At 65.1% G+C, this 22,259-nt stretch carries 21 protein-coding genes and 2 pseudogenes; 9 read left to right on the top strand and 14 right to left on the bottom strand.

Going from position 1 to position 22,259, the window contains the following annotated elements:
* Nucleotides 1–138 (top strand): annotated as a pseudogene (locus KQ305_RS06980) (Crp/Fnr family transcriptional regulator); the annotation flags it as partial.
* 35 nt (nt 139–173) lie between these two features.
* Nucleotides 174–317: a hypothetical protein gene (locus tag KQ305_RS06975; protein WP_259724694.1), complete on the top strand. Its 144-nt coding sequence runs from the start codon at nt 174–176 to the stop codon at nt 315–317.
* A 16-nt stretch (nt 318–333) separates the two neighbouring features.
* On the opposite strand, the gene KQ305_RS06970 is transcribed toward KQ305_RS06975, so the two are convergent.
* The 4 genes from KQ305_RS06970 to KQ305_RS06955 form a co-directional block, all read right to left on the bottom strand.
* Nucleotides 334–1,887 carry an ABC transporter permease gene (locus KQ305_RS06970; protein ID WP_399230878.1) on the bottom strand — a complete coding sequence of 518 codons (1,554 nt, stop codon included), beginning with the start codon at nt 1,885–1,887 and terminating at the stop codon, nt 334–336.
* 17 nt (nt 1,888–1,904) lie between these two features.
* Complete coding sequence (locus tag KQ305_RS06965; protein ID WP_259724693.1) at nt 1,905–2,996, bottom strand: extracellular solute-binding protein; 1,092 nt, start codon at nt 2,994–2,996, stop codon at nt 1,905–1,907.
* Nucleotides 2,997–3,087: 91 nt separating this feature from the next.
* The gene (locus tag KQ305_RS06960; RefSeq protein WP_259724698.1) at nt 3,088–3,213 is read right to left on the bottom strand and encodes a hypothetical protein; all 126 of its coding nucleotides are present in this window, start codon (nt 3,211–3,213) and stop codon (nt 3,088–3,090) included.
* A gap of 106 nt (nt 3,214–3,319) precedes the next feature.
* A complete protein-coding gene (locus KQ305_RS06955) occupies nt 3,320–4,498 on the bottom strand; it encodes a GTP-binding protein (protein ID WP_259724692.1) in 1,179 nt (392 codons plus the stop codon).
* 94 nt (nt 4,499–4,592) lie between these two features.
* Here KQ305_RS06955 and KQ305_RS06950 point away from each other — a divergent pair, with 94 nt between their 5' ends.
* Nucleotides 4,593–5,000 carry a tellurite resistance TerB family protein gene (locus KQ305_RS06950; RefSeq protein ID WP_259724691.1) on the top strand — a complete coding sequence of 136 codons (408 nt, stop codon included), beginning with the start codon at nt 4,593–4,595 and terminating at the stop codon, nt 4,998–5,000.
* Here KQ305_RS06950 and KQ305_RS06945 read toward each other — a convergent pair.
* From KQ305_RS06945 to kaiC, 9 genes are read right to left on the bottom strand one after another with little or no spacing between them, the layout of a single operon-like run.
* Nucleotides 4,990–5,391: a Fur family transcriptional regulator gene (locus KQ305_RS06945; RefSeq protein ID WP_259724690.1), complete on the bottom strand. Its 402-nt coding sequence runs from the start codon at nt 5,389–5,391 to the stop codon at nt 4,990–4,992. The genes KQ305_RS06950 and KQ305_RS06945 overlap by 11 nt on opposite strands.
* Before the next feature lie 10 nt (nt 5,392–5,401).
* Nucleotides 5,402–6,769 carry a hypothetical protein gene (locus KQ305_RS06940; RefSeq protein ID WP_259724689.1) on the bottom strand — a complete coding sequence of 456 codons (1,368 nt, stop codon included), beginning with the start codon at nt 6,767–6,769 and terminating at the stop codon, nt 5,402–5,404.
* Entirely contained in the window at nt 6,766–7,473 is a 708-nt protein-coding gene (locus KQ305_RS06935; protein ID WP_259724696.1) for a TIGR03943 family putative permease subunit, read from the bottom strand. The genes KQ305_RS06940 and KQ305_RS06935 overlap by 4 nt, the downstream gene beginning before the upstream one ends.
* Nucleotides 7,470–8,438, bottom strand: coding sequence for a permease (locus KQ305_RS06930; RefSeq protein ID WP_259724688.1), 969 nt, complete (start codon nt 8,436–8,438; stop codon nt 7,470–7,472). Before KQ305_RS06930 ends, KQ305_RS06935 begins: the two co-directional genes overlap by 4 nt.
* A complete protein-coding gene (locus KQ305_RS06925; protein ID WP_259724687.1) occupies nt 8,435–8,959 on the bottom strand; it encodes a 6-carboxytetrahydropterin synthase in 525 nt (174 codons plus the stop codon). The genes KQ305_RS06930 and KQ305_RS06925 overlap by 4 nt, the downstream gene beginning before the upstream one ends.
* A complete protein-coding gene (locus KQ305_RS06920; RefSeq protein ID WP_259724686.1) occupies nt 8,959–11,496 on the bottom strand; it encodes a diguanylate cyclase domain-containing protein in 2,538 nt (845 codons plus the stop codon). Before KQ305_RS06920 ends, KQ305_RS06925 begins: the two co-directional genes overlap by 1 nt.
* On the bottom strand, nt 11,493–12,995 hold the full coding sequence (locus KQ305_RS06915) for an HD domain-containing phosphohydrolase (protein WP_259724685.1): 1,503 nt from the start codon (nt 12,993–12,995) through the stop codon (nt 11,493–11,495). The genes KQ305_RS06920 and KQ305_RS06915 overlap by 4 nt, the downstream gene beginning before the upstream one ends.
* Nucleotides 12,992–13,303, bottom strand: a complete 312-nt coding sequence (locus tag KQ305_RS06910; protein ID WP_259724684.1) for a circadian clock KaiB family protein — start codon at nt 13,301–13,303, stop codon at nt 12,992–12,994. Before KQ305_RS06910 ends, KQ305_RS06915 begins: the two co-directional genes overlap by 4 nt.
* Nucleotides 13,300–14,979, bottom strand: a complete 1,680-nt coding sequence (gene kaiC / locus KQ305_RS06905) for a circadian clock protein KaiC (protein ID WP_259724683.1) — start codon at nt 14,977–14,979, stop codon at nt 13,300–13,302. The genes KQ305_RS06910 and kaiC overlap by 4 nt, the downstream gene beginning before the upstream one ends.
* 155 nt (nt 14,980–15,134) lie before the next feature.
* On the opposite strand from kaiC, the gene hisIE reads away from it, so the two are divergent.
* From hisIE to KQ305_RS15425, 4 genes and pseudogenes are all read left to right on the top strand, one after another.
* A complete protein-coding gene (gene hisIE, locus KQ305_RS06900) occupies nt 15,135–15,800 on the top strand; it encodes a bifunctional phosphoribosyl-AMP cyclohydrolase/phosphoribosyl-ATP diphosphatase HisIE (protein ID WP_259724682.1) in 666 nt (221 codons plus the stop codon).
* Nucleotides 15,797–16,162 carry a hypothetical protein gene (locus KQ305_RS06895; RefSeq protein WP_259724681.1) on the top strand — a complete coding sequence of 122 codons (366 nt, stop codon included), beginning with the start codon at nt 15,797–15,799 and terminating at the stop codon, nt 16,160–16,162. Before hisIE ends, KQ305_RS06895 begins: the two co-directional genes overlap by 4 nt.
* A gap of 550 nt (nt 16,163–16,712) precedes the next feature.
* On the top strand, nt 16,713–16,925 hold the full coding sequence (locus tag KQ305_RS06890) for a type II toxin-antitoxin system HicA family toxin (RefSeq protein ID WP_259724680.1): 213 nt from the start codon (nt 16,713–16,715) through the stop codon (nt 16,923–16,925).
* Nucleotides 16,926–17,488: 563 nt separating this feature from the next.
* Nucleotides 17,489–17,578, top strand: a pseudogene (locus KQ305_RS15425) (type II toxin-antitoxin system RelE/ParE family toxin); the annotation flags it as partial.
* Nucleotides 17,579–17,697: 119 nt separating this feature from the next.
* On the opposite strand, the gene KQ305_RS06885 reads toward KQ305_RS15425, so the two are convergent.
* Complete coding sequence (locus tag KQ305_RS06885) at nt 17,698–18,033, bottom strand: helix-turn-helix domain-containing protein (RefSeq protein WP_259724695.1); 336 nt, start codon at nt 18,031–18,033, stop codon at nt 17,698–17,700.
* 441 nt (nt 18,034–18,474) lie between these two features.
* Between KQ305_RS06885 and KQ305_RS06880 the strand changes: the two genes are divergently transcribed.
* Complete coding sequence (locus KQ305_RS06880; protein WP_259724679.1) at nt 18,475–18,984, top strand: hypothetical protein; 510 nt, start codon at nt 18,475–18,477, stop codon at nt 18,982–18,984.
* A gap of 65 nt (nt 18,985–19,049) precedes the next feature.
* On the top strand, nt 19,050–22,259 hold a 3,210-nt coding region (locus KQ305_RS06875; protein WP_259724678.1), incomplete at its 3' end, for a calcium-binding protein.

The following is a 22,259-nucleotide window of genomic DNA, read 5'->3' as shown; positions in this document are numbered from 1 at the left end:
CTGATCGGCACCACCCGGGTCACCACCACCCGGCTGATCTCCCGCATCCGGGCCGCCGAACTGCTCCAGGTCCCCAGCGGTGAATCCGGCCTGCGCCTGGCCCCGGCCCTGGTCGATGGCGCCCCCCTGGCCGCCTGAAGCTCTTCCTTTTTTCCCACTCCTTTCGCCCTCCCATGGCCCATTCCCTCGGCAGCCTCCCCGACAGCCCCGCCGCGATCAGCGTTCGCGGTCCCCAGCCCCAGGCCAAGAAGAAGGGTTGCCGCCAGAAAAAATGCTCCAAGTGGAAAGGCGGCAAGTGCTGCTGTGGCCGCGACTGAGCTTGACTGAACCTGCTCAGTTCCCCTTGCCCTGGCGCTCGAGGCTCGGCATCAGGGCCACCGAGGCCGCCAGCCCCAGGGCCAGGATCAGCAGCGCCGGCACCAGGGCAGCACCCACCCGTTCGTCGCTGGCGTACTGGTAGACCCGTACCGAGAGGGTGTCGAAGTCGAAGGGGCGCAGGGAGAAGGTGAGGGGCAGTTCCTTCACCACATCGACGAACACCAGCAGCGCCCCCACCAGCACCGGACCCCGCAGCAGGGGCAGGTGAATCCGGCGCAGCACCGCCAGCCAGCCGCAGCCGAGGCTGGTGGCGGATTCATCGAGGCTGGGGGGGATGTGCTCGAAGGCGGCATCAAGCCCCTGTTTCGAGACGGCCAGGAAGCGGTCGCCGTAGCCCCAGAGCAGCAGCAGCAGGGGGCTGAGCTGCAGCGGTCCGCCGATCAGCATCAGGGCCAGGGCCAGCACGGTGCCGGGCACGGCATAACCCATGCCCGCGAAGAACGTCAGCCGGCCCAGCAGGGGATGGGAGAGCCAGCGGCGGCTGATCGCCAGCAGCAAGGCCGTCGCCACCGTGAGCAGCGCGGCGGCCAGGGCCAGGCCGAGGCTGCGCAGGGTGAGGGCCAGCAGGTCCTCGAGCGGATCACTCTGGAGCTGGTCGCGGCTGAGCATCAGCCAGGTGAGCGGCAGCCCCAGGCTGACCAGGGGCGGCAGCAGGGTGAGCAGCTGGGCCAGGTGGCGCCGCCAGCCCCCCAGCTCCCACTGCTGCGCGCCAGCGCCGTCCTGGCCGATGGTCCAGCGGCGGCTGCGGTGGCGCATCCAGCGTTCGGCCCCCACCAGCAGGCTGACCAGCACCAGGGCCATCAGGGCCAGACCCACGGCCCCCTGCAGATCGCCTTCGCCTTGCCAGCGCTGCAGGATGCCCCGCGAGAGGGTGGGCACGCCCAGCAGTTCCACGGCGCCAAGCTCATTGACCACCTCCATGCCGCTGAGGGCGACCCCGGCGCCGATGGAGGGCAGCGCCAACGGCAGGGCGACCCGCCGGAAGCTGCCCCAGGGGCCCACGCCCAGGCTGCGGCAGGCCTCGAGCTGGCGCTGACCACTGCCCGAGAAGCTCTCGGTGGAGAGCAGAAACACATAGCTGTAAGTGGTGAGGCTGAGCAGCAGCACGGCCCAGCCGATGCCATGCACCCGGAAGCCCCAGCGGCTGCCCAGATCGACCAGCACGGCGGCCAGCACGAAGGCGGGAGCCGCCAGGGGCAGCACCTGGGCCAGCCGCAACCAGCGGCGGCCGGGGAACTGGCAGCAGGCGGTGAGCCAGCCGTTGGCGGTGCCCAGCAGGGCCCCGATCAGGCCGACGGCCAACACCAGCGCCAGGGTGTTGAGCAGCTGTTCCAGGCCTTCACTCCCCAGCCAGAGCCGGCTGGAGCCGGCCTCCCGCACGGCAAAGCCAGCCAGGGCCAGGAACGGCAACAGGGCCAGTCCGCAGACCAGGAGAACGGCCGCCGCCAGGGGGGCACGCCGCAGTGGCGGTGCGGCCCTTGCGCCTGTCCCACGCTCGGCCGTTGCCAAACCCCCCATCCGGTGACCTACTTCCAGCCGTTCGATTCCATCATCAAGGTGGCCGCCCTGCTCCTGGATCCGATCTGCTCCACCGAGACGCCATCGGCCCTGAAGGTGCCGAATCGCTTGAGGATGGGATTCTCCCCGAAGCCCTTGAGGGGGTATTCGTTGTTGGCTTCGGCGTAGCCGCGGCCGCCGGTGGGGGAGGCCAGGAATTCAATCAACTTGATCGCCGCCTGGGGATTCCTGGCATGGCGGGTGACGCCGGCACCGCTGATGTTGACGTGGGACGGATTGACGTAGATCACCTTCAATTGCCCGGCCAGTTGCCTGTCCTGGGCGCTGGCCTCAGCGGAGAGCATGCGGGCGACGTAGTACGTGTTCACCACCCCCACGCCGCATTCCCCTTGGGCGACGGCCCGGGCCAGGGGGGTGTCGGAGGTGAAGAAGGGCTGGCCCACGTTGGCCACCATGCCGCGGATCCAGGTGCGGGTGGCGGCATCACCGCGCAGGATCATCTGGCTGGCCACCAGCGACTGGTTGTAGGGACTCTTTCGCTCCCGCAGGCAGAGCTTGCCCTTCAGGGCCGGTTTGGCCAGGTCGGCATAGGTGCGGATCGTGGCGGGATTCACCAGCTTCGGGTTGACCACCACGGCACGCACACGCCGGGTCAGGCCGTACCAGCGGCCCTGGGAGTCGCGCAGGTTGGCGGGCACGTCCCGCTGAAGCGCGGCCGAACGGACGGGACGGAACAGGCCCTGGTCGGTGGCGGCGTCGAGCCGGGCGGCGTCGACGAGCACCAGGACATCGGCGGGGCTGTTCTTGCCCTCACTCTTGAGGCGCTCCAGCAGGGCGTCGTCCTTGGCCTCCAGCAGGTTCACCTTGATGCCCGTCTTGGCGGTGAACTTGCGGTAGAGCTCCTTGTCGGTGTTGTAGTGCCGGCCCGAGTAGACACCGATGGTGGTTCCGGCCTGGGCGATGGCGGGACGGCCGTCCTGGGACTGGCCGATCGCCGGCTGTGGGCCACTGCCGAAGCAAACCAGCAGCGCCGCCCCCAGGGAGCCGACACCGGCGGCAGGAAGCCAGAAACGGCGAAGGGGAATCCTGGAGCTGGACATCGGGAACCACGGGTGCAGGCCCGGACCCTATGAAGGCTCCCTTCTGACAGAAGGAACAAACGACGCGACGGCGCGTATCAATGGTTACGTGTCAGTAGGACGTGGAGCGCCGCACCGGGATCAAAGCAGGCTGCATCAGGCCACCGCCGCCGTTGTCGTCGTCGGAATCCATGGCCATCCACAGCACCAGACCGAGAAGGGCGAGGACGCCCGTCATCAGGAGGAACTCGGTCATAGAAGAGGCTCGTAGGTGGCAACCCTAGCGGCGCCAGCCGGTGCTTCCGTAGTGGTTGCCGCATTTCGGCCCACTCGGCAGGGGGCGATCAGGCGAAGCCCTTGCCCGCGTCCCTGGCCACACAGGCCTGGAGTTGCTGGCGCAGCCGCTTGTGGTCGAGATCCTTGCCGATCAGCACCAGCTGGTTCTTGCGCTCCCCCGGCCAGTCGCTGTCGTCGATGGAGAAGCGCTTGCCGGCCAGGTGGAACACGTGGCGGCGCTCGCTTTCGTTGAACCAGAGGATGCCCTTGGCGCGGAAAACCCCGCCCGGCATCTGGTTGTCCAGGAAGTTCTGGAACTTGCGCAGCGAGAAGGGGCCGTCGCTGCTGAAGGACAGGGAGGTGAAGCCCTCGATGGCCTGGTGGTCGGGATGGCCACCGTGGTCGTGGCTGTGATCGTGGTGATGGCCGTGATCGTGGCCGCCGTCAGCGGTCGCCGTCTCGGGTTCGTGTTCGCAGTGACCGTGGTCGTGGTCGCAGTGGCTGTGGTCCTCGCTGCCGTGGTCGTGGCTGTGGTCGTGGCTGGGGGCGGGGGTGAGGGTGGGGGCCTGCTGCTGGGCCACCACCTTGTCGGTCTCGAACAGGCCCACGCTCAGCAGCAGCGGCAGGGGCACCGCGCCCTTCACCGAGCGCAGGATGCGGGCCTCGCTCTTGATCGCCCGCAGCTCGCTTTCGAGGGCCTCGAGCCGCTCCTCGCTGACCAGATCGCACTTGTTGAGCAGGATCATGTCGCCGTAGACGATCTGGGAGCGGCCCACCTCCCCCTGCAGCGTCTCGGGGCCGAAGTTCTCCGCGTCCACCAGGGTGATGATCGAATCGAGCCGGGTCAGGTCCCGCAGGTCGCTGCCGAGGAAGGTCATGGCCACGGGCAGGGGATCGGCCAGCCCGGTGGTTTCCACCACCAGGTAGTCGACCGGTTCGGGGCGCTCCAGCACCCGGTAGACGGCCTCCAGCAGCTCGCCGTTGATGGAGCAGCAGATGCAGCCGTTGCTGAGTTCCACCATGTCGTCGCCGGTGGCCACGATCAGCTCGTTGTCGATGCCGATCTCCCCGAACTCATTCACCAGCACGGCGGTCTTGACGCCCTCCTGGTTGCTGAGGATGTGGTTGAGCAGGGTGGTCTTGCCTGCGCCCAGGAACCCGGTGAGGATTGTCACCGGCACAGAGATCGGCTTGGCCTCGCTGACCGCCGCCGCCGCTGTCGGGGCGTCCAGGTTCGTGCTGGTCATGGGGAGAGGCGAAGGCGTTGTGGGGATTCTGACGGCGCGGCCGCCCCACCAGCACGGTGAAGGCTGCTGGAATAGCGGCCGATGAACCCGGTCCATGAACTCCAGCGAAGCCTTCGCCGCCATCGGCCTTGCCGCCGTGGCCTGCGATGGCGCCCTCGACGCCGATGAGGCCGCCATGCTGCGCCAGTTACTGGAGGTGCGATCGCCTTACAGCAACCTCGGCGAAGCCGTGATGGGGGCGATGTTCGACGGCCTGCTGGGACGGTTGCGCTCGGGTGGCTGGGAGACGCTGCTGATGGAGGCCGCGCCGCTGCTGACCCCTCCCCAGCAGGAGACGGCCTATGCGATGGCGGCCCTGCTGGTGCACACCAACCGCAGCTTCAAGCCGGTGGAGCAGGAGATGCTGCAGCGGCTGGGGAAACTGATCAGCGTGCCGCCCGAGCGCTGCAACCAGATCCTTGATGTGATGGCGGTGCTGCACCGCGACAGCCTCAGGGACTGACGCCCCGGCAGCGCTCGCACAGCCCGAAGAACTCCAGGGTGTGGTACATCGGCAAAAAACCGCCGAGCTCCTCGCCGGGGATGGGCAGGTTGTGCACCGGGCAGTGGCTGAGCACCCGGGTGGTGCCGCAGTCGACGCAGGTGAGGTGGTGCTCGTCCCGCTCCGTCGGGGCATAAAGGGCCTCGCCGCTGGGCAGGTGGCGGCAGCGCACCAGGCCCCGCTGCTGCAGCTGGCGCAGGTGGCGGTAGACGGTGGCCAGGCCCATGGCGGCGGGGCCACTGCGCAGCCGGGCGTGGAGATCCTGGCCGCTCAGTTCGCCGTCGGCCTGGCGCAACTCCGCCAGCAGGGAGGCCTGGCGGGGGGGGAGATCAGGGGCGGAGGGGGCCTGCATGGACCCGTTTCTACCCTGCCGGCAGCCAGATGGCCTGGAGGGCCTCCTGCTGGAGGGGCACGGGGGTGAGGCTGGTGGCCTCAATCAGCACCACCTGCGCCGGAGGTGGGGCCCCCTGGCCCTGCTCCAGCGGGCGCAGCACCACGGCCAGTCGGTCGCTGGTGGGGTCATAGCTGAGGCCGGTGCCGGGTTCCAGCTCCCAGCGGCTCAGGCGCCTGGAGGCCAGCACGGTGCCGCGGCGGTCGAGGCTGATCAGGGTGAGGGCCGGGCGGCCCACCCCTTCCACGAGCATCGCCCAGACCCGCTCGCCGCCGCGGCTGCAGGCCGTGGCCACCAGGGCCTGGGGGCCGATCCAGAGCTGGCGGGGGGCCAGGCCCGGCTCCACCAGCTCCAGGGAGCGGCGGAAATCGGGCCAGTGGCGCACCAGCAGGGCCCGCCCCGCCCGGGGACAGAAGCTGCTCAGGTCGCGGCTGCCGGGCAGGGTCTGGCGGCGGGGCGGCCGGGGCGGCAGGTCCTGGAGGCTGAGGCCGTCGATCTCCGGCACCACCGCCGAGCCGCCTTCCGGCAGCAGCCGCACGGCGCCGCTGGCCTCCAGCGGCAGCCGACTGGGGCCGCCCCGGGGGGGCCAGAGCTGCAGGCTCACCTGGTCGGGCTGCTCCCCACCCGCCTGCACCAGCAGGTCGCCGCGGCGGTTGCCGCTGATGTGGGCGAACACCATCTCGCCGGCGCCGAGGGGCTCGGGCGCACCGGCCTGGACGGGGGCTGGCTCGGCGGTGCCCTGGCGGCCCAGGGGCCGCACGGGCTGCTGGCGCAAGGGCACGCGCCAGACCCGGAAGCGGCCGGCTTCGGAGCGGGCCACCACCGCCACGGCCTCGCCGTTGCCAAGGGGCTCGACCATGGTGATCCGCGGCCAGACCGGCGTGATCGGCTGCCAGCGGCCGTCGTGCTCCCGCAGCTGCACCTGCTCGCCGGAGCCCACCGGCACCACCGCCAGCAGTCGGGGGCGCGGATCCCACTGCCAGCGCTGGGGGGGCAGGGCCAGTCCGCGCCGGTCGGCGCCGGCCAACTGCAGGATCAACGGGGAGCTGAGGCGCTGGTCGGGGGCCAGGTTGAGCAGCAGGGTGTCGCCGTCCCCGAGCCAGCGGTGGGCCAGGGCCGGCGAGAGGCGGCTTGCGGCGGCCAGGCTGGCGGGGTCCATCGGCCGGCTGAAGCGGGCCTGCAGGGCGGCGGGCCCGGAACTGGCGGCAACGGGGGTGAGCCGCTCGAGCCGGGGCGGCTGGCGCAGCAGCAGCTGCTGCTGGAGCAGGGCCAGCAGCGCCGCCAGGCCCAGGCTGAGGGGCAGGGGCCGGGCCCAGGGGAGGCGTGAGAGCGGGCTCATGGTTCCAGCGGCCGGGCCGGCCGGGGGATCGGCCGGAGGCGGCTGGGAATCACCTCCAGCCGCTCGCCGCCGCCGGGGGCGGGCCTGAGGTCCATCACCCCCTCGATGGCCAGCCACTGGTCGGCGGGGAAGGGGGCCGCTCCCGCCGGCCAACGCACCGGCAGCCCCACCGGGGAGGCATCGGCCAGGCAGCAGCGCACCAGCAGGCGGGCCAGCTGGGGAGGCTCACCTTCCATGGGCAGTACGAAACCGCTGATGCGCACCGGATCGCCGGCGAACAGCTGGGGATCGGGCTGGCTGCGCAGCAGCCGCACCCAGTCGGTGAGGCTGCGCTGGGCGGGCGGCAGCACGAAGCTGAGTTCGCTTTCGGCGGTCTCGTCGCGGGGGCGCTGGCCGGCCAGGTCGGCGAAGGAGGGGGCCGGCGGCAGCAGCAGCACCAACAGGGCGATGGCGGCGGTGAGCAGCAGGGTGCGGGCCTGGCGCCGGTCGCCCCGCTCCTGCCGGCCGGGCCCGAAGGCCAGGTGCAGCTGCAGCAGGGCCACCGCCAGCAGCAGCAGGCCGGCGAGGGCCACCAGGGGGTGGAACACCGCCCGCAGCAGCAGGTCGAGGCGCCCGTCGACGCTGCTGTAGATCAACACGACGGCCCAGAGGCCAAGGCTGGCGGCGCGCCAGAGGCCGGCCCGCTGCAGTGGTGGCGGGATCACAGGCGCCACAGGTTCACCCACTGGCCGATCAGGAGCACCATCAGTCCGGCGCCGGCGGTGGTGAGCACCAGGCCGCGGGGGCGGAACAGCAGCCCGAGCAGGCTGACGAGTTTGAGGTCGATCACCGGGCCCAGGAGCAGGAAGGCGAGCAGGGCCCCGGGGGTGACCTGGGCGGCGAAGCTGAGGGCCAGGAACGCATCCACGCTCGAGCACACCGACACCACCAGGGCCAGAAGCATCAGGGCCAGGATCGAGAGGGTGGGGGCGCCGCCCACCGCCAGCAACCAGCTGCGGGGCACGAAGGATTGCACCAGGGCGGCGATGACGCTGCCCATCACCAGCAGCAAGGCGAGCTGGAGGAATTCCTGGCTGGCGTGCTTGATCAGCTCGGCCAGGGGCGGCCGGGCCGGGGCGGTCTCAGCGCTGAGGGCCGTTGGGGGCGGGGTGCCCACCAGGCCGCTGGAGCGTTCCAGCAACCCCACCGCCGCCAGGGGCTGGTGCAGGCGCCGTTCGGCCAACAGGTCGGCCTGCAGCAGCTGGGGTTCGGGTACCAGGCCCAGCAGCAGGGCCAGGGCCACGGCCACCAGCACGGCGCCGAGGGGGCGGGCCAGCAGCAGCCAGGGCTGGTCGGGGAAGGCGGCCCAGGTGCTGGCGATCACGATCGGGTTGAGCACGGGGGCGGCGAACAGGAAGCCGAGGCCGGCGCCGAGGGGCGCGCCGCCGCTGAGCAGGCGGCGGGCCACCGGCACGTTGCCGCATTCGCAGGCGGGCAGGGCGAAACCGAGGGCGGCGCCGGTGAGCGGACCCAGCAGGGGGTGGGATGGCAGCCGCCGCAGCCAGCGGCCGCCGGGGGCGAACCAGCGGGCGCCGGCGGAGATCAGCACACCGATCAGCAGGAACGGCAGCGCCTCGATCAGCAGCCCCTGGAACAGGGCCCAGGCGGTGGCCAGGCGCGTGAGGATCACGGCGCCGGCCAGGGCTCCTCAGGTGTGGGGCCGGCCTCGAACCAGGCGGGGACGGCCTGGAAGCAGGCGGCGTTGGCCTCGTTCTCGCGGGCCTCCACCCGCCAGCAGCAGCTGCGGCCGCCGTCGCGGGGATGGAGCAGCTCGTTGGCCCAGCCCCAGGCCAGTTCGGCGCTGGTTTCCATGCCCACGTTGGCCATCACCCGCAGGTCGAGGGCGCCCTGCTCATGCAGGGCCTGCCATTGGGCCAGCAGGGGGTCGTCGTGATTCACGAGGAAGGTGTGGTCGAACTGCTCTTCCAGCCGGGCTCGCAGGGGCTGGAGGCTGGAGAAGTCGACCACGAAGCCGTGGATGTCGAGTTGGTGGGCGGCGAACCAGAAGGTGAAGCTGCGGCTGTAGCCGTGCACGAAACGGCAGTGGCCCGGGTGGCGCCACTGGCGGTGGCAGCAGGGGAAGCCGCCGTAGCTCTTGCTGCAGGTGTGGGCGGCCTTCATGGTGATGCGGGCGTGACCCCAGGCTGCCATCAGGTGGATCCGCTGATCGGGAACACCCTGTTGCGGCCCGTCTGCTTGGCCCTGTACATGGCGTCATCGGCGCGGGCCATCAGGACGTCGCTGCTCTCCCCCGGCAGCGCCAGGGTGACGCCGATGCTGAGGCTGATCTGCAGCTCCCCGGCGGCCGTGGGCACCGGCTCCTGCACCGCTCTGCAGATCTTCTCCCCGATCGCCACGGCGTTGTCCAGATCCTGCACCCCCTTGAGCACCACCAGCAGCTCGTCGCCCCCCACCCGTGCCGCCAGATCCTCACGGCGCAGGCAGCCCTGGATGCGCGCGGCCACCGTCCTCAGCAACTGATCACCGGCGGCATGGCCGTGGGTGTCGTTGATGGCCTTGAAGCGGTCGAGATCGCAGAAGAGGATGGCGGTCTGCAGGCCGGTGCGCTGCACCGGGACCTTGCCGGTATCGATACGCTCCAGCACCTCACGGCGGTTGAGCAGGCCGGTGAGTTCATCGAAGTGGGCATGGTGCTCCAGCATCTGCTGGGCGGCCACCTCACGATCGATGATCCGGAACGATGCCACCACACCATCGATGTGATCCCGGAGATCCCGGAAGGGGGCCGCGTTCACCTCCACCCAGTGCCAGGTGCCGTCCTGGGCGCTGATGCGCCCACGTCGCACAACGTTCTCACCCCGTGCGATGGCCTGGATTGCGGTGCGATAGCTGGCAAGGTCATTGGGATGGATCCTGTCGAGCGGGGAGCGAGAGATCCACTGCTCGGGCTGCCAGCCCAGTGCCCCCGTCAGCGAGGGGGAGACCCATAAGAATTTGTCGTCCCTTACGCGGACCACCACATCGGAGGAGTTCTGGGCCAGCAGCCGGAAGGCCTCTTCGGATTCGACCAGCCGGCGACTCTTCTCTGAGCGTTCGCTCATATCTCGCCAGGTGACGCTGAGCTCCTCTCCCAGGGCGACAGCACGGATGTCGAAATGTCTTGTGTCGCCGAGGAGATCGTGGCGATAGGCGAAATCGTCAAGCAGCAGCCGTTGGCCCGTCTCCACCGTCTGGGCGTAGATCGCCATCAGGCCGGTGCTGCCGTGGGCGGGCAAAAGTTGCAGCAGGCTCCCGCCGATCAGCTGGTCAGCGCTGAGAAGGTTGTAATGACAGGCGGCCTGATTGATCGCCACAACGGTGAAATCCAGGATGACGTCAGAGGCGTCGCGACGGGCCTCCAGCACCATGTGGGCATCGAAGAGGGAATCGAGGGTGGATCTCAGGCGGGACTCCAAGATGGCGCTGCTTTGTTCCGCCTCCACTTCCTCCTGAATGTCGCGCCAGCTGCCGATGATCCCGATCACGCTCCCGGAGGCCTCTTTGGCTCCGCGGCCGTTCACACTCACCCAGCGGTACCCCCCCCCGGCCTGGCGCACCCTCAGCCGGAGCTGCTGATGTTCACCGCGGGCGAAGGCGGCCTTGGCCTTGTGCCATTGCTGGAAGTCATCCGGGTGGACGAACGATTGGAACGGCTGGCCGACCAGCTGTTCGGGCTCCCAGCCAATCAGGGACGTGACAGACGGCGAAATCCACTCGGTTTCGCCTTCGACGTTGGCTTGGAACACCACTGAAGAGGAGTTCTCCGCCACCAATTGGATGTCACGGTCCGCTTGGATGCGCTGTCGCTCGCGGCGCTGTCGCTGGACCGTCAGGCCCAGCGACACCAGTCCCACCAAAACCAAGGCCAAGAGCCGCAGCTCGTAGTCGGCGTCACCCAATTGCGACGCAGACAGGCCCACCAGGATCGCCAGGCTGAGGGCCGTGAGCGCCAGCACCAGCATCTGGCGGGGGCGGGCGAAGCTGATCGCGAGCAGCAGCGGAACCAGGTAGTAGGGGAGAATCACGATCTCAGGCCGCAGCGCCCGATCCAGCAGGGCCAAGCCAAACAGGAGCGCAAAGAGCAACACCAGGCCCAGCTTCTGGCTCCCGGTTCCCTCGAGCGCCCGCTGGCCCCCAGCAGGGGTGCGGCGGAGCCAGGCTCGGGATCGATGGGGCACTGGGCGCTGGCCGCGGGCCGCAGCGTCGGGGTCGGCGATCGCCACCAGAGCGTGCACCAGCTCCCCTTCGATCTGCATCAGCGTCAGGCCGACGAGCACCGGCAACGGCGTTGCATCGCTGCGGCGGAAGGTCAAGGGGCACTGTGTGATGCTGCCGTCACGAACCGCCAGTTGCCTCTCCAGGCCTGGCCAGTCAGCGTCGAGCACCAGGTCCCGAAGCGGACGGCCAAGGAGCGATGCGCGCTCGCAATGCAGCCACTCCGCCAACCGCTGGTTGGCGAACACAATCAGGCCCAGCCGCGAAACGGTGGCCACCGCTGCGCCCAGTTCCTCGATCATGACCTTGTAGGAACGGTCAGCCGTGGTGCGCTGGTAGAGCTGCACCCGGCCTCCACTGCCCATCACCAGCGCGTCCACATCACCTCTGCGGATCGCTTCGAGGGCCCGCTCCAGATCGGCTACCTGCCGGCGCAGCTGGATGAGATCGTTGGATTCAGCCGGCGCACTCATGGGTCATGCTGCCTGATCTCGTAGCGCTGCTCCCGGAACAGTCGCAGGCAGACCTCCACAACGGCCGGATCGAACAGGCTGCCTTGTCCGGCCTCGATGGTTTCGAGGGCCGCATCGATCCCCAGGCTGAAGCGGTAGGGCCGATCGGTGGACATCGCCTCGACCGTATCTGCCACAGCCAGGATGCGGCCCCACAGGCCGATGGCCTCGCCCTGCAGCCCCCTGGGATAGCCGCTGCCATCGAGCCGCTCATGGTGCTGGAGCACGGCCTTCGCCACCGGCCAGGGGAAGTGGATCGTCGCCAGAACGTCGTAACCCTCCTGGACGTGGGTGCGGATCAGGTCCATTTCCTGGGGCTTGAGTTTGGTGGGCTTGGTGAGGATCTGCGAGGGAATGGTGAGCTTGCCGATGTCATGGACCTGGGCGCTGATGTGCAATCCCCTCAATTGATCGTCATCGAGCCCCAGCTCCCGGCCGATCGCGGCCGCCAGATCCGCCACCCTGCTCTGATGGCCGGCGGTGTAGGGATCACGGGCCTCACTCAGGACCACCAGGGCCGCCACGATGTCCTCCAGGCCCTGCTGCACGTCGGCCTGGCGCAGCTGGGCGATCCGCTCAGCCGCTTTGCGATCGGAGATGTCGCGGATGTTGCACTGAATCACCCTTTCCTGGCCCGAGAGGTAGACGTTGCTGACGAACTCCACCTCTTTCAGTTCCCCATTGGCGCACTTCAGGGGCATGTCGTCGTAGCGGACCATCCCCTTGTCCTTGAGTTCGATGAACAGCTCGTGGGCCCGTTGCTGGTCGTCGAAGGCGCCGATCTCCCAGATCGGTCGGCCGATCAGGTCGGTGGGCTCCAAACCCAGCAACTGACAGAGATAGGGGTTGGCCAAGGTGATTTTTCCGCTCTCCCAGTTCAGGATCAGGATGCCGTCCTGGGCGTTGAGGGCGAGCATCCGGAAGCTCAGCTCCGATTCCACCAGGGCCTGCTCAGCCTTCAGGATCCGGCTGAGGTCGGCAGTGGTCAGGCAGAGCACCACCTCTCCTGAGAGCTCCAGGCCACTGATGGAGGCCAGCACCGGCACCGCCAGGCCCGCTGAACTCAGCAGCTCAAGGGGAAGGCTCAGGGAATGGCCCGTGTTCACCGCCAGCAGACTCTGGAGGTTCTGTGGATGCTCCGCCGTCACCAGCTCCTGGATGGAACGTCCAACGAGCCCGCGCTGATCGCGAAGCAGAAGCTCTGCGAGCTGCCGGTTGGCGAACAGGATCCGGCCCTCAGGCGAGAGGGTGGCCGCCCCCTCGCCCATCTGCTCCACGATCAGGCGGTAGGGCCGGTCAGCGGTGGTGCGGCTGTACAGCTGCAGGACGCCGGCTTCGTCGCGCACCAGCGCATCCACATCGCCGTTGCGGATGGCGCTGAGGGTGGTGGAGAGGTCGTCGATCTGGCTGCGCAACTGCCGGATCTCGCCGCCCTCCTTGGTGGGCTGGCTTGAACTCATGGGGCCAGGTCCAGGGCCTGCAGGACCCGCTCCTTGTTGGCCAGATCGCCCACGATCTGACGCGGGGGCAGGGGGAGTCGCTTGAGCAGGGTCGGCACCGCCAGGATCTGGTCCTCGCTGAGGGCCGCCGGATCGTTGCGGATGTCCACCACGGTGAGCTGCACTTTGCCGGCCAATTCCTCCTGGCAGAGGCGGTGCAGGGTGATCAGGGCGGCCGCCGAGCGGGTGGAGGTGCCATTGACGTAAAGGGTCAGAACCACGAGCTGCGGATCCGGGGCTTCGCCAGTGGGATCGGTGGGTGGGATCATCGCCCAGTTCCACGCTGACGCTCCAACTGTTCCATTACATGGGTCTCTGCCTCCTGCTGGATGATCTCCTGGGTGGCGAAGTCCTCCAGCTCAACGGTCTCTTCGCTGAGCTCCTCGCGAAGGGTCGTGATCTTCTCCTCCATCTGCCGACGGCGGCGATCCAAGGCCTTCCGGCGACGCAGTAATTCGGCCTCGCGCCTGGAAGACTCCATCTTCAACCGGGCAAGATGTTGCATCCGGGATGATCCGGTCAGTACCCCATCGGGTCCGATCGCCACATCGATCAGCTCGGCGCCTTGGTCAGTGATGAGGAATTCGCGCACCTGATTGGAGTGGTGCATGCCCCGGCTCTTGAGCACGAACAGCAGCCGGTTGCGCTCGCCATCGTGCTCCAGATCGCGTAGCAGCAACCAGGTGTCCGTGATCGCGGTGACGCCGATGGTGCTCTCTTCCTCGCCCGGTTTGTGGGTGAGGGAGGTGATCACCGAGGTGATGCCTTGGCACTTCATCAGATCGATCTGCCGTTGGACGGTGGCGGTCACTTCACGGTCGGTGCCCACGTTGGTGAGGTAGCCCAAGGCATCAAGCGCGACCACGTCGGGTTTGTTCTCTTCCAGCAGCAGCCCGAGCCGGCCCAGGTGTTCCTCCAGACCCTGGGCGGAGGCCCGCTCGGACCAGATCCGCAGCAGACCGCTCTCCCGCAGGGGCTCCAGGTCGATCCCAACCGATTGCATGTTGCGCACCAGCTGGTCGGGCGATTCCTCGAACGACACCAGCAGCGCATGCTCGCCGCGCTGGCAGGCCGCCGCGACCAGGTGCGCCGCGACCGTGGTCTTGCCGGTGCCGGCGGTGCCTGTCACCAGCAGGGTGGAACCGCGGTAGATGCCGCCGCCGAGCATCCGATCGAGCTCGACGATGCCGGTAGACACGCGCTCCTTGGAGGCGCTGTAGCTCAGGCCGAGCATCGTGACCGGCAGCACCAGGAAACCGCTCTTGGTGATCAGGAACGGGTATTCGTTGGTGCCGTGCGACGCGCCGCGATACTTCATCACCCGCATCCGCCGGGTGGAGACCTCCTCGAGCACCCGCTGGTCGAGCACGATCACGCAGTCGCTCACGTACTCCTCGATGCCGAAGCGGGTCAGTTCCCCCTTGCGGCCCCGCTCGCCGGTGATCACGGTGGTGAGGCCGCGCTCCTTCAGCCAGTCGAACAGGCGGGACAGTTCGCCGCGCACGATCCTCTCGTCGCCGAAGGCGCCCAGCAGCACCTCGATCGTGTCGAGCACCACCCGTCTGGCCCCCACCAGCTTCACCGCGGCCTCCAGGCGCACGAACAGCGCCTCCAGGTCGAAGGCCCCGGCGATCACCACTTCGGCGGGCCGGATCCGGCAGGATTCCACCCTGAGCTGTCCGGCGGCCTCCAGGGCGGGCAGGTCGAAGCCCAGGGAGGCCAGGTTGGCGGCCAGGTCGTTGGGCGTTTCCTCGAAGGCCAACAGCACGCCGGGCTCGCCGAAGTCAAGGATGCCCCGCAGCAGGAACTCCGACGCGAAGAGGGTCTTGCCGGTGCCGGCCGTTCCGGTCACCAGGGTGGCGCGGCCCCGGGGCAGGCCGCCGCCGGTGACCGCATCGAAGCCTTTGATGCCGGTGGGCGCCTTCTCCAAAGAGCTGCGTTCCATTGGATGGGGAGCTCCGACAGGAGAGGGATCGTCCTGGCCAGGATTCGAGATCGCCAACGGGGTCTGGCCTTTGGTTTCAAGCTACGGAGCAAGGGAGGATCCGAAGACAGGCAGGATGGATTCCTCTCCTGGCCGCCGCCGCTGTGACCGATGCCGTGGATACCACCAGTCCCCTACCGGCCACGCTGCGCTTCGACGCCGCCGGCCTGATCCCGGCGATCGCCCAGGACTGGCTGGACGGGGCGGTGCTGATGGTGGCCTGGATGAACCGGGAGGCGATCGAGCGGACGCTGGCCAGCGGTGAGGTGCACTACTGGAGCCGTTCGCGGCAGGAGCTGTGGCACAAGGGCGCCAGCAGCGGCCATTTCCAGACGCTGCGGGGCCTGCGCTACGACTGCGACGCCGATGTGCTGCTGCTGACGATCGAGCAGACCGGGGAGGTGGCCTGCCACACCGGCGCCCGCAGCTGCTTCTACGGGGAGGGCGACACGGCCACCACCGGCGGACCGGACGCCCTGCCGCCGCCGGCGGATGTGTGCACCGAACTGGCCCGGGTGATCAACGGCCGCAGGGAGCGGCCGGAGCCGGGCAGCTACACGAACAAGCTGCTGGAGGGGGGCGACAACCGGATCCTCAAGAAGATCGGCGAGGAGAGCGCCGAATTCGTGATGGCCTGCAAGGACGACGACCCGGCGGCGATCGCCGGCGAGGCGGCCGATCTGATCTTCCACCTGCAGGTGGCCCTGGCCCACCACGGCGTCGACTGGCGCCAGGTGCAGGCGGTGCTGGCCGAGCGGCGCGGGGCGCCACGGCGCGAATGAGCCGGATAAAGCGCGAACTGGCCTGCCGCCGCCGGCTCACCGATGGATCGGGCGAACGCTGGCTGTGGGCCCTGGGCTCGAGCCTACCCTGGGTGGGGCTGGCGGTGCTGCTGCTGCACGCCCTGACGCGCCGCACGATCACGCCGTTCCTCTATGGCCTCACGGCCCTGGGGGCGGTGGGGTTCCTGGTGCTGACGCTGGGGGGCCTGCCGGACGATCTGGCCCACCGCAACCGGCTGCGGTCGGGGACGGTGCCGGCGGCGATCACGTTGATCTGCGTGGCGGCCTTTGCCTTCGGGCACCGGCAGGGGCAGGAGAAGGCGGCGGTGGAGGCGCGGAAGTGGTTGGAGTTGGATCGGTGAGGGGGGATGCTCTATACCCAAGCGCCGAATTGCGGCCCCCTTAGCGCTCAGTAGCGCAACGAACATCATTTAGCGAAACGCACAGGTGGTTCTCGGACCCGTGAACCACGGCCAATCCTGTTGAGCAGGAGAGGAGCTCATCTCTCTTGGCATGACAGGGTTCTTGCCATGTACCGAGTTGGCTTCTGCCGTGGTTCTCGGAAAGGAGCGATTGCCGGCAGTGGTTCACGGAAACCACCGACTAACAAGTTGGGCGAATCTCTGGGAAGGGCGCCTGGCTGAGAGGAGGAACAGGATGCGCTCTAGCGGCATATTGCTACAGTGGCACCAGTAGGTATCTAAACATGAATTTCACTTTGGAGTGCGAACAAGAAGTAGACGGTCGTTGGATCGCCGAGGTGCCGGAGCTACCTGGAGTCCTGGCATACGGAAGTTCCTCTACTGATGCAATGGCAAAGGCTGAAGTCCTAGCCCTTCGTGTTATCGCTGATCGGCTTGAAAATGACGAATCCGAGCCAGTCAGCATCCGGTTTTCGCTTCCACTCTCTGCATGAGTAATTGGCCGTCAGCCAAAGCCAGAAAAGTATTGTCAGCCTTGCAGTCCATTGGATGGAGAGTTAAGCGTCAGTCAGGATCTCACATGACGCTTGGACATGCAGACTATCCGGACTATGTTTTTGCATTCCATGAAGGCGAGGAGATTGGCCCCAGGATGTTGTCTCGAATCGCCAAGCACACCGGCCTCGAACCAGGCGATCTGTGATGCAGGCGAGAAATCGGCTGGCAATGCCATACACCTGAGCCGCCCCTTGATGATCTTTGTTGAACGTTCTGGCTCTTGGCGGCCAGATGATGGCAAGCGTAAGTAAGGATCAGAGGAAAGCCGGAAGCGCCGCCGTCCTGACGCCTTGACGTCAAAGCGCTAAGGTCCAGGAATGGATGAAACGAAGCGGGCCACCATCTTCTTCGACGCGGATGTTCATCGTGCACTGCGCCTAAGAGCTGCTGCATGTAACCGCTCAATATCGGACATGCTCAATGAAGCAGTGCGCATGACATTGGCCGAAGATGCTGATGATTTGAGAGATGCTGATCAGAGGCAAGCCGAGTCGAGTTCTGGCTTCGAAGAGTTTGTCACAAGCCTGAGAGATAGTGGCCGAATATAGTCTCTCGATTAAGCCATCAGCTGCTAAAGAACTCCAGGCGGTATCAGACAAGGCGACGTTGACACCATTGATTGAGAAGATTAAATCATTGGCAACTCAACCGCGGCCAACAGGTTCTGAAAAGCTCGCGGGCAGGCCGAACATTTAGCGTGTCCGTCAAGGCAACTATCAGGTCATTTACTCCGTCGATGATGAGACGCATGTTGTCGACGTTGTTAAGGTTGGCCACAGAAGAGATGTCTACCGATGAGTGGACCTTCTAACAGCAACATACAGAAGGCGGGTGCGGAGGACATTGGGAATGCCCATGTTCGCGGGCCCGCTTCTGATCTGGAGCGCTAGGCATCATTGATCAACCTATGACAAAAATCATCTCTCTCGTAGAATCCCTCGAAGACTCGCCGCTTCTGGCAAAGCAGGCGGTCGGGTTGCCTGTCGCCCGGTTGCTCTCACTGGTACCGGTGCCCCGACGGTTTTGGGCCGAGATTCCGCCATCGGTTCAGCCCCAGGCGCCGCATCGCCCGTGCAAGGCTGCTGGTGCTCGACGGCCTGCTGGAGTTGATTGCAGTTGCTGCGACGATCCGCCAGAGCCATTGACCCGCCTGAACGAAAGCGCGCCAGCCAGTTGCTGGCGGTGCGCTCACTGATCCCGTGGTCAGCGGCCAGCTGAGCGAGGCTCCTGCCCTCATCGAGATGCTGGCGGATCAGGCGTTCACGACCGATCGGCGTCAGGCGGGCATTGGGGTGTGTCTGCTTGGGGTGTGAGGTCTTGGGCTGTTGGGTTGCACCACAGCCCTGTCGACCTCACACCCCTTTGTCAGCTGGAACAACCTGGTGGCACTACACAGCAAGCCGCAACCGGCTGCCATCGGGAACGCTGCCAACGGTGATCCGCCTTCCCTGTGTGGTGGCCATCGCCTTCAGGCACCGTCAGGGGCAGGAGAAGGCCGCGCGGGAGGCACTGCAGTGGTTGGAACTGGATCGGTGAGGGGGGCTTCAGATGGGGGACCGAGTCGCTACGCGAAGCGGTTGACCAGAAAGACAATGGAACCTTGACCGCTACCGGGAAGCCTGGAAAAGGACATGCAGACCTTCGGCGTTTTGCCGTAGCTGGCCAATCCTCTTCCCCATCGTTACCTTCTCAACGTGCAGCTCCTGATTCCCGGGAGGCCGCGCGATGGCAACTGCGCCATCGCGGCTCAAGGCTTCCGCCCGTTCTGCTCCAAAGCCTTTGAGGAAATCCAGATGGCCTTCGTGAATGAAGTGGTCTCGGACGACGACATTGCTAAGTACAACCTGCCGTTTAAGCCCGGTGATGGTCGTTACTGGACGAGGGATAAAGAGCGGGATTTTTATTTGTGGGGAGGGATTGTAGAAAACTTTGCTAGAGATTACGAGCCAGAAGGAAGATTTTGGTTGCTTATTCGCGAGACGCTTCTTGACATATCCTTGAATGTTCTGAACAACTCTAGAGTTGTAAAGAATAATCCGCCCATGATTGTGTGGCAGGAAGTCTCACATATCCAGCCTTCTGATCTGGGTGGACTGGACATAAATGAAGTTAGGTATGTCCTGAAAGAAGCCTTGATGGCGTTTGGAAGAGATGGCGAGCAGGGGCAAAACTCATCTGAATCGGTTGTGATCTTTCATTTTTAAGTCTCTACCCACTGCGTAGTCAGCTTTAAAGCAAAATGGTACTTACCGCTGAGCAGGCTAATGCCTTGCTGGATTCTGTCGCCACAAAAGAGCAGCTTCTTGATCTGATTGAACGGGTTGATCACCGGGCCGCAGGTGCTGTGACGATATTGTATAGCGGAGTCACAGGGAAATTCTCCTCTCTTGGAGACAAAATAATCCATTCAGGAGCAATCGCAGAAGCGCTTCATGAGTCTGGGAATGATGTCAGGACAATCGATCAGTCTGAGGTGGGTAAATTCCTCAGTCTGACAATGAACTCTAGTCACTACAATAAGAAGTTTGCTGATAAGCTAAAGCAATTATTTGGAGACGACCAAGATGCCCTAAATGGCTTCATGGATGGTGAGGTTGTTGATGGGAAGAGAGTCAACAATGGCGTTTGGGACTGGGTTTCTGCGCGCTATGTCGCGGATGCTGCTGGTGAAGTGGTCACTTTCACTGGCGGAGCATCCCCAAATCGAGTTTTCTTTCAAACAGAGCTTCCACTCATTCTAAGCAATCCAAGCGTTACTAGGATTGATGGAATTCCAATAGAAGCCTTTCATGGGATGTCTGTGGAAGAGGCATTCCATGTGATTCGAGCTGCGTCCGAGGAAAGAGCATCCCGTTTGCGGATATCAGTCGATGAAAATGGTAAGCCGGCGCAGATTAACCAGCATTATGTAGTCGATGCAAGAAGCTTCTTTGAGGATTCAATCTCTATTGACGGTAAAGCCCCTCCCCCCGATACTCCGATGCGGTCCATGGCGGACTTCATTCCTCCGGAGAGAGTTGCTGCGCATCGTGAGACGCTGAAGGCCATCAGGAATGCCCAGGACAATCTGGCTGTTCACTACCGGCAGGACCTTCGATCTCAGAACTCACTGGGTACATCCCGATGGATCACGGCCATGGATCAGCTGGGTCACATTGCTGATGTCGTCAGCCTGGCCGCAGTGGCCCATGACGCCAAAGCGGCCATGGATGCAGGCGATCAAGAGTCTGCCCAGCGGATCATGACTCAGTGGGCTTTGGAGAATGCCGGGGCGATTCTTGCGGGCCGACTTGCTTCACTTGCCGTGGCTCCCCTGCTGGCCGCGGGTCCGTTGGGCTGGCTCGCCGCAGGCGGGCTGATGCTGTCTGCCTCCATGCTTGGAAGTGCCTATGCAGATGAGGCTGCTGAGTTCATGGCTGGCCATCTCGCCGATCTATGGGATAAGGGTCTGAAGGGATTAAGAGATCAATTCGAGGCGGCGGAACGGCCCTATTCATGTCCACTTGTACTTGATCTCGACCGCAATGGCGTCATAACGTCAGCCGAGGCTTTCTCAGCAGTGCATTTCGATCATGATGGCAATGGCTTTGCTGAAAGGACAGGCTGGATTAGCCCGAAGGATGGCCTTTTGGTTCGTGATCTTGATGGTAACGGCACTATCGATAACGGTGGTGAATTGTTTGGCAACAACACTCTGCTTCCGAACGGTAGCAAGGCTGCCAATGGATTTGAAGCTCTAGCAGTTTTAGATAACAACGGTGATCGATTCATCGATCAGCTTGATTCAGCATGGTCGACGCTTAGGGTCTGGAGGGACGGGGACAGCAATGGAGTTGTCGATCGAGGAGAGTTGCAAAGTCTCGATGAGGCCGGTGTGCTTCGGCTTGGGGTGGGCTATACGGACTCAAACTTCATAGATCCCCAAGGCAATCGTCATCTACAGATTGGCGAGTTCCGTGTCTCTGATGGAACTCTTCAATCCATGAATGACGTCTGGTTTCGGGTGGACAAAGCACGGACACGATGGCTCCGTCCTGTCTTGATTGATGAAGGAATCTCCAGCCTTCCCAATCTCAAAGGCATGGGAAGTGTCCATGACCTTCACCAGGCCATGGCGATGGATCCTTCTGGCGACTTACGTTTGATTCTTGAACGCTGGATTCAAGGAAGTTCGATACAGCGTGAGGCACTGATTGACCCGTTGATCTTTTCTTGGGTCGGAGTGAGATCTCCTGACGAGCTTTCTAACTGGAGTGCCATCGACGGGCGTCTGGCTGTGATGGAGCGCCTGCTCGATCAGACCTATCGCCAGGGCTGGCTTGACCCCCGCCCCATCGGTGCCTCCGTGGCCATGCTCCACAAGGCCTATGAGACTTTCCGCCTCCAACTGGAAGACCAGCTGATCCTCCAGACGGATGGCTTGCCCATCCTTCAGCAATTCGTCGGTCCCGGCGGCGTTCTTGATGCAGAGCCATTACATGATGCGCTGGAGTCGGTGGCCGAGTATCTCGATTCGTATGTTGTCAAGACAGAAGATATTCACAAGCTCGCCCATCTAACTCGGGCTTTGCGTTCGCTTGGTGATGAAGGGAATCTGATTCTGACCAAGTTGCAGGAGTCTGTCTCATCCAGGGATCGTCCAAGCAACATCCTCCTCCGTCTTCTCTCTGAGCATCGCCTGATTCAAGGAACGGCAGCAGCCAACCATCTTCAAGGTTCAGATGGTCAGGATCTTATTGATGGTGGAGCCGGTAACGATGTGCTGCAAGGTGGCTCAGGACGCGACTGGTTGATCGCCGGCAGTGGCAACGACAACCTGAACGGCGGAGCTGGGGATGATGTGTATGTGATCGGGATGGGAGGCGATCACAAGCAGATCAGTGATACGGACTACGTGAGCGGCAACCGCGATGTGGTGCTGTTCACCAATGTGGGGCCAACCGATGTACATCTGGTGGAACGCCACGGTTCCCAGCTGTATCTGCACTACGGAGCCGGCGATCGTCTGTGGGTGGATCACTACTTTGCCTCAGAGATCTACCGAATCGAAGCCTTTCAATTTGCGGATGGAACGGTCTGGGGTGATGTTGAGCTGCGCGATCGCGCGGTGGTGGGAGGTGCGACGGCAGGGAACGATTGGCTGGGTGGCTTTACGGACATGGTGAATCGAGTCGATGCCTTAGATGGAGATGATTATGTGTATGGCGGAGGGTTCGCTGATGTGTTGAAAGGCGGGAATGGCCATGACTGGATGGTTGGTGGTGATGGGGATGACCATCTCGATGGTGGAGCCGGTAATGATGTGCTGCAAGGTGGCTCAGGACGCGACTGGTTGATCGCCGGCAGCGGCAACGACAACCTGAACGGCGGAGCTGGGGATGATGTGTATGTGATCGGGATGGGAGGCGATCACAAGCAGATCAGTGATACGGACTACGTGAGCGGCAACCGCGATGTGGTGCTGTTCACCAATGTGGGG

The organism is Synechococcus sp. CS-1332, assembly GCF_025127995.1.
Classification (GTDB): Bacteria; Cyanobacteriota; Cyanobacteriia; order PCC-6307; family Cyanobiaceae; genus Cyanobium.
This window is presented reverse-complemented; position numbering and strand designations above follow the sequence as displayed.

Excerpts from the sequence above, each read along its gene's own strand:
- KQ305_RS06910 (WP_259724684.1), bottom strand. The coding sequence starts at position 13,303 with ATGATCCCACCCACCGATCCCACTGGCGAAGCCCCGGATCCGCAGCTC.
- KQ305_RS06920 (WP_259724686.1), bottom strand. The coding sequence starts at position 11,496 with ATGAGTGCGCCGGCTGAATCCAACGATCTCATCCAGCTGCGCCGGCAG.
- KQ305_RS06925 (WP_259724687.1), bottom strand. The coding sequence starts at position 8,959 with ATGGCAGCCTGGGGTCACGCCCGCATCACCATGAAGGCCGCCCACACC.
- KQ305_RS06950 (WP_259724691.1), top strand. The coding sequence starts at position 4,593 with ATGAACTCCAGCGAAGCCTTCGCCGCCATCGGCCTTGCCGCCGTGGCC.
- KQ305_RS06975 (WP_259724694.1), top strand. The coding sequence starts at position 174 with ATGGCCCATTCCCTCGGCAGCCTCCCCGACAGCCCCGCCGCGATCAGC.
- kaiC (WP_259724683.1), bottom strand. The coding sequence starts at position 14,979 with ATGGAACGCAGCTCTTTGGAGAAGGCGCCCACCGGCATCAAAGGCTTC.
- KQ305_RS06895 (WP_259724681.1), top strand. The coding sequence starts at position 15,797 with ATGAGCCGGATAAAGCGCGAACTGGCCTGCCGCCGCCGGCTCACCGAT.
- KQ305_RS06915 (WP_259724685.1), bottom strand. The coding sequence starts at position 12,995 with ATGAGTTCAAGCCAGCCCACCAAGGAGGGCGGCGAGATCCGGCAGTTG.
- KQ305_RS06955 (WP_259724692.1), bottom strand. The coding sequence starts at position 4,498 with ATGACCAGCACGAACCTGGACGCCCCGACAGCGGCGGCGGCGGTCAGC.
- KQ305_RS06940 (WP_259724689.1), bottom strand. The coding sequence starts at position 6,769 with ATGAGCCCGCTCTCACGCCTCCCCTGGGCCCGGCCCCTGCCCCTCAGC.
- KQ305_RS06945 (WP_259724690.1), bottom strand. The coding sequence starts at position 5,391 with ATGCAGGCCCCCTCCGCCCCTGATCTCCCCCCCCGCCAGGCCTCCCTG.
- KQ305_RS06965 (WP_259724693.1), bottom strand. The coding sequence starts at position 2,996 with ATGTCCAGCTCCAGGATTCCCCTTCGCCGTTTCTGGCTTCCTGCCGCC.
- KQ305_RS06890 (WP_259724680.1), top strand. The coding sequence starts at position 16,713 with ATGAGTAATTGGCCGTCAGCCAAAGCCAGAAAAGTATTGTCAGCCTTG.
- KQ305_RS06960 (WP_259724698.1), bottom strand. The coding sequence starts at position 3,213 with ATGACGGGCGTCCTCGCCCTTCTCGGTCTGGTGCTGTGGATGGCCATG.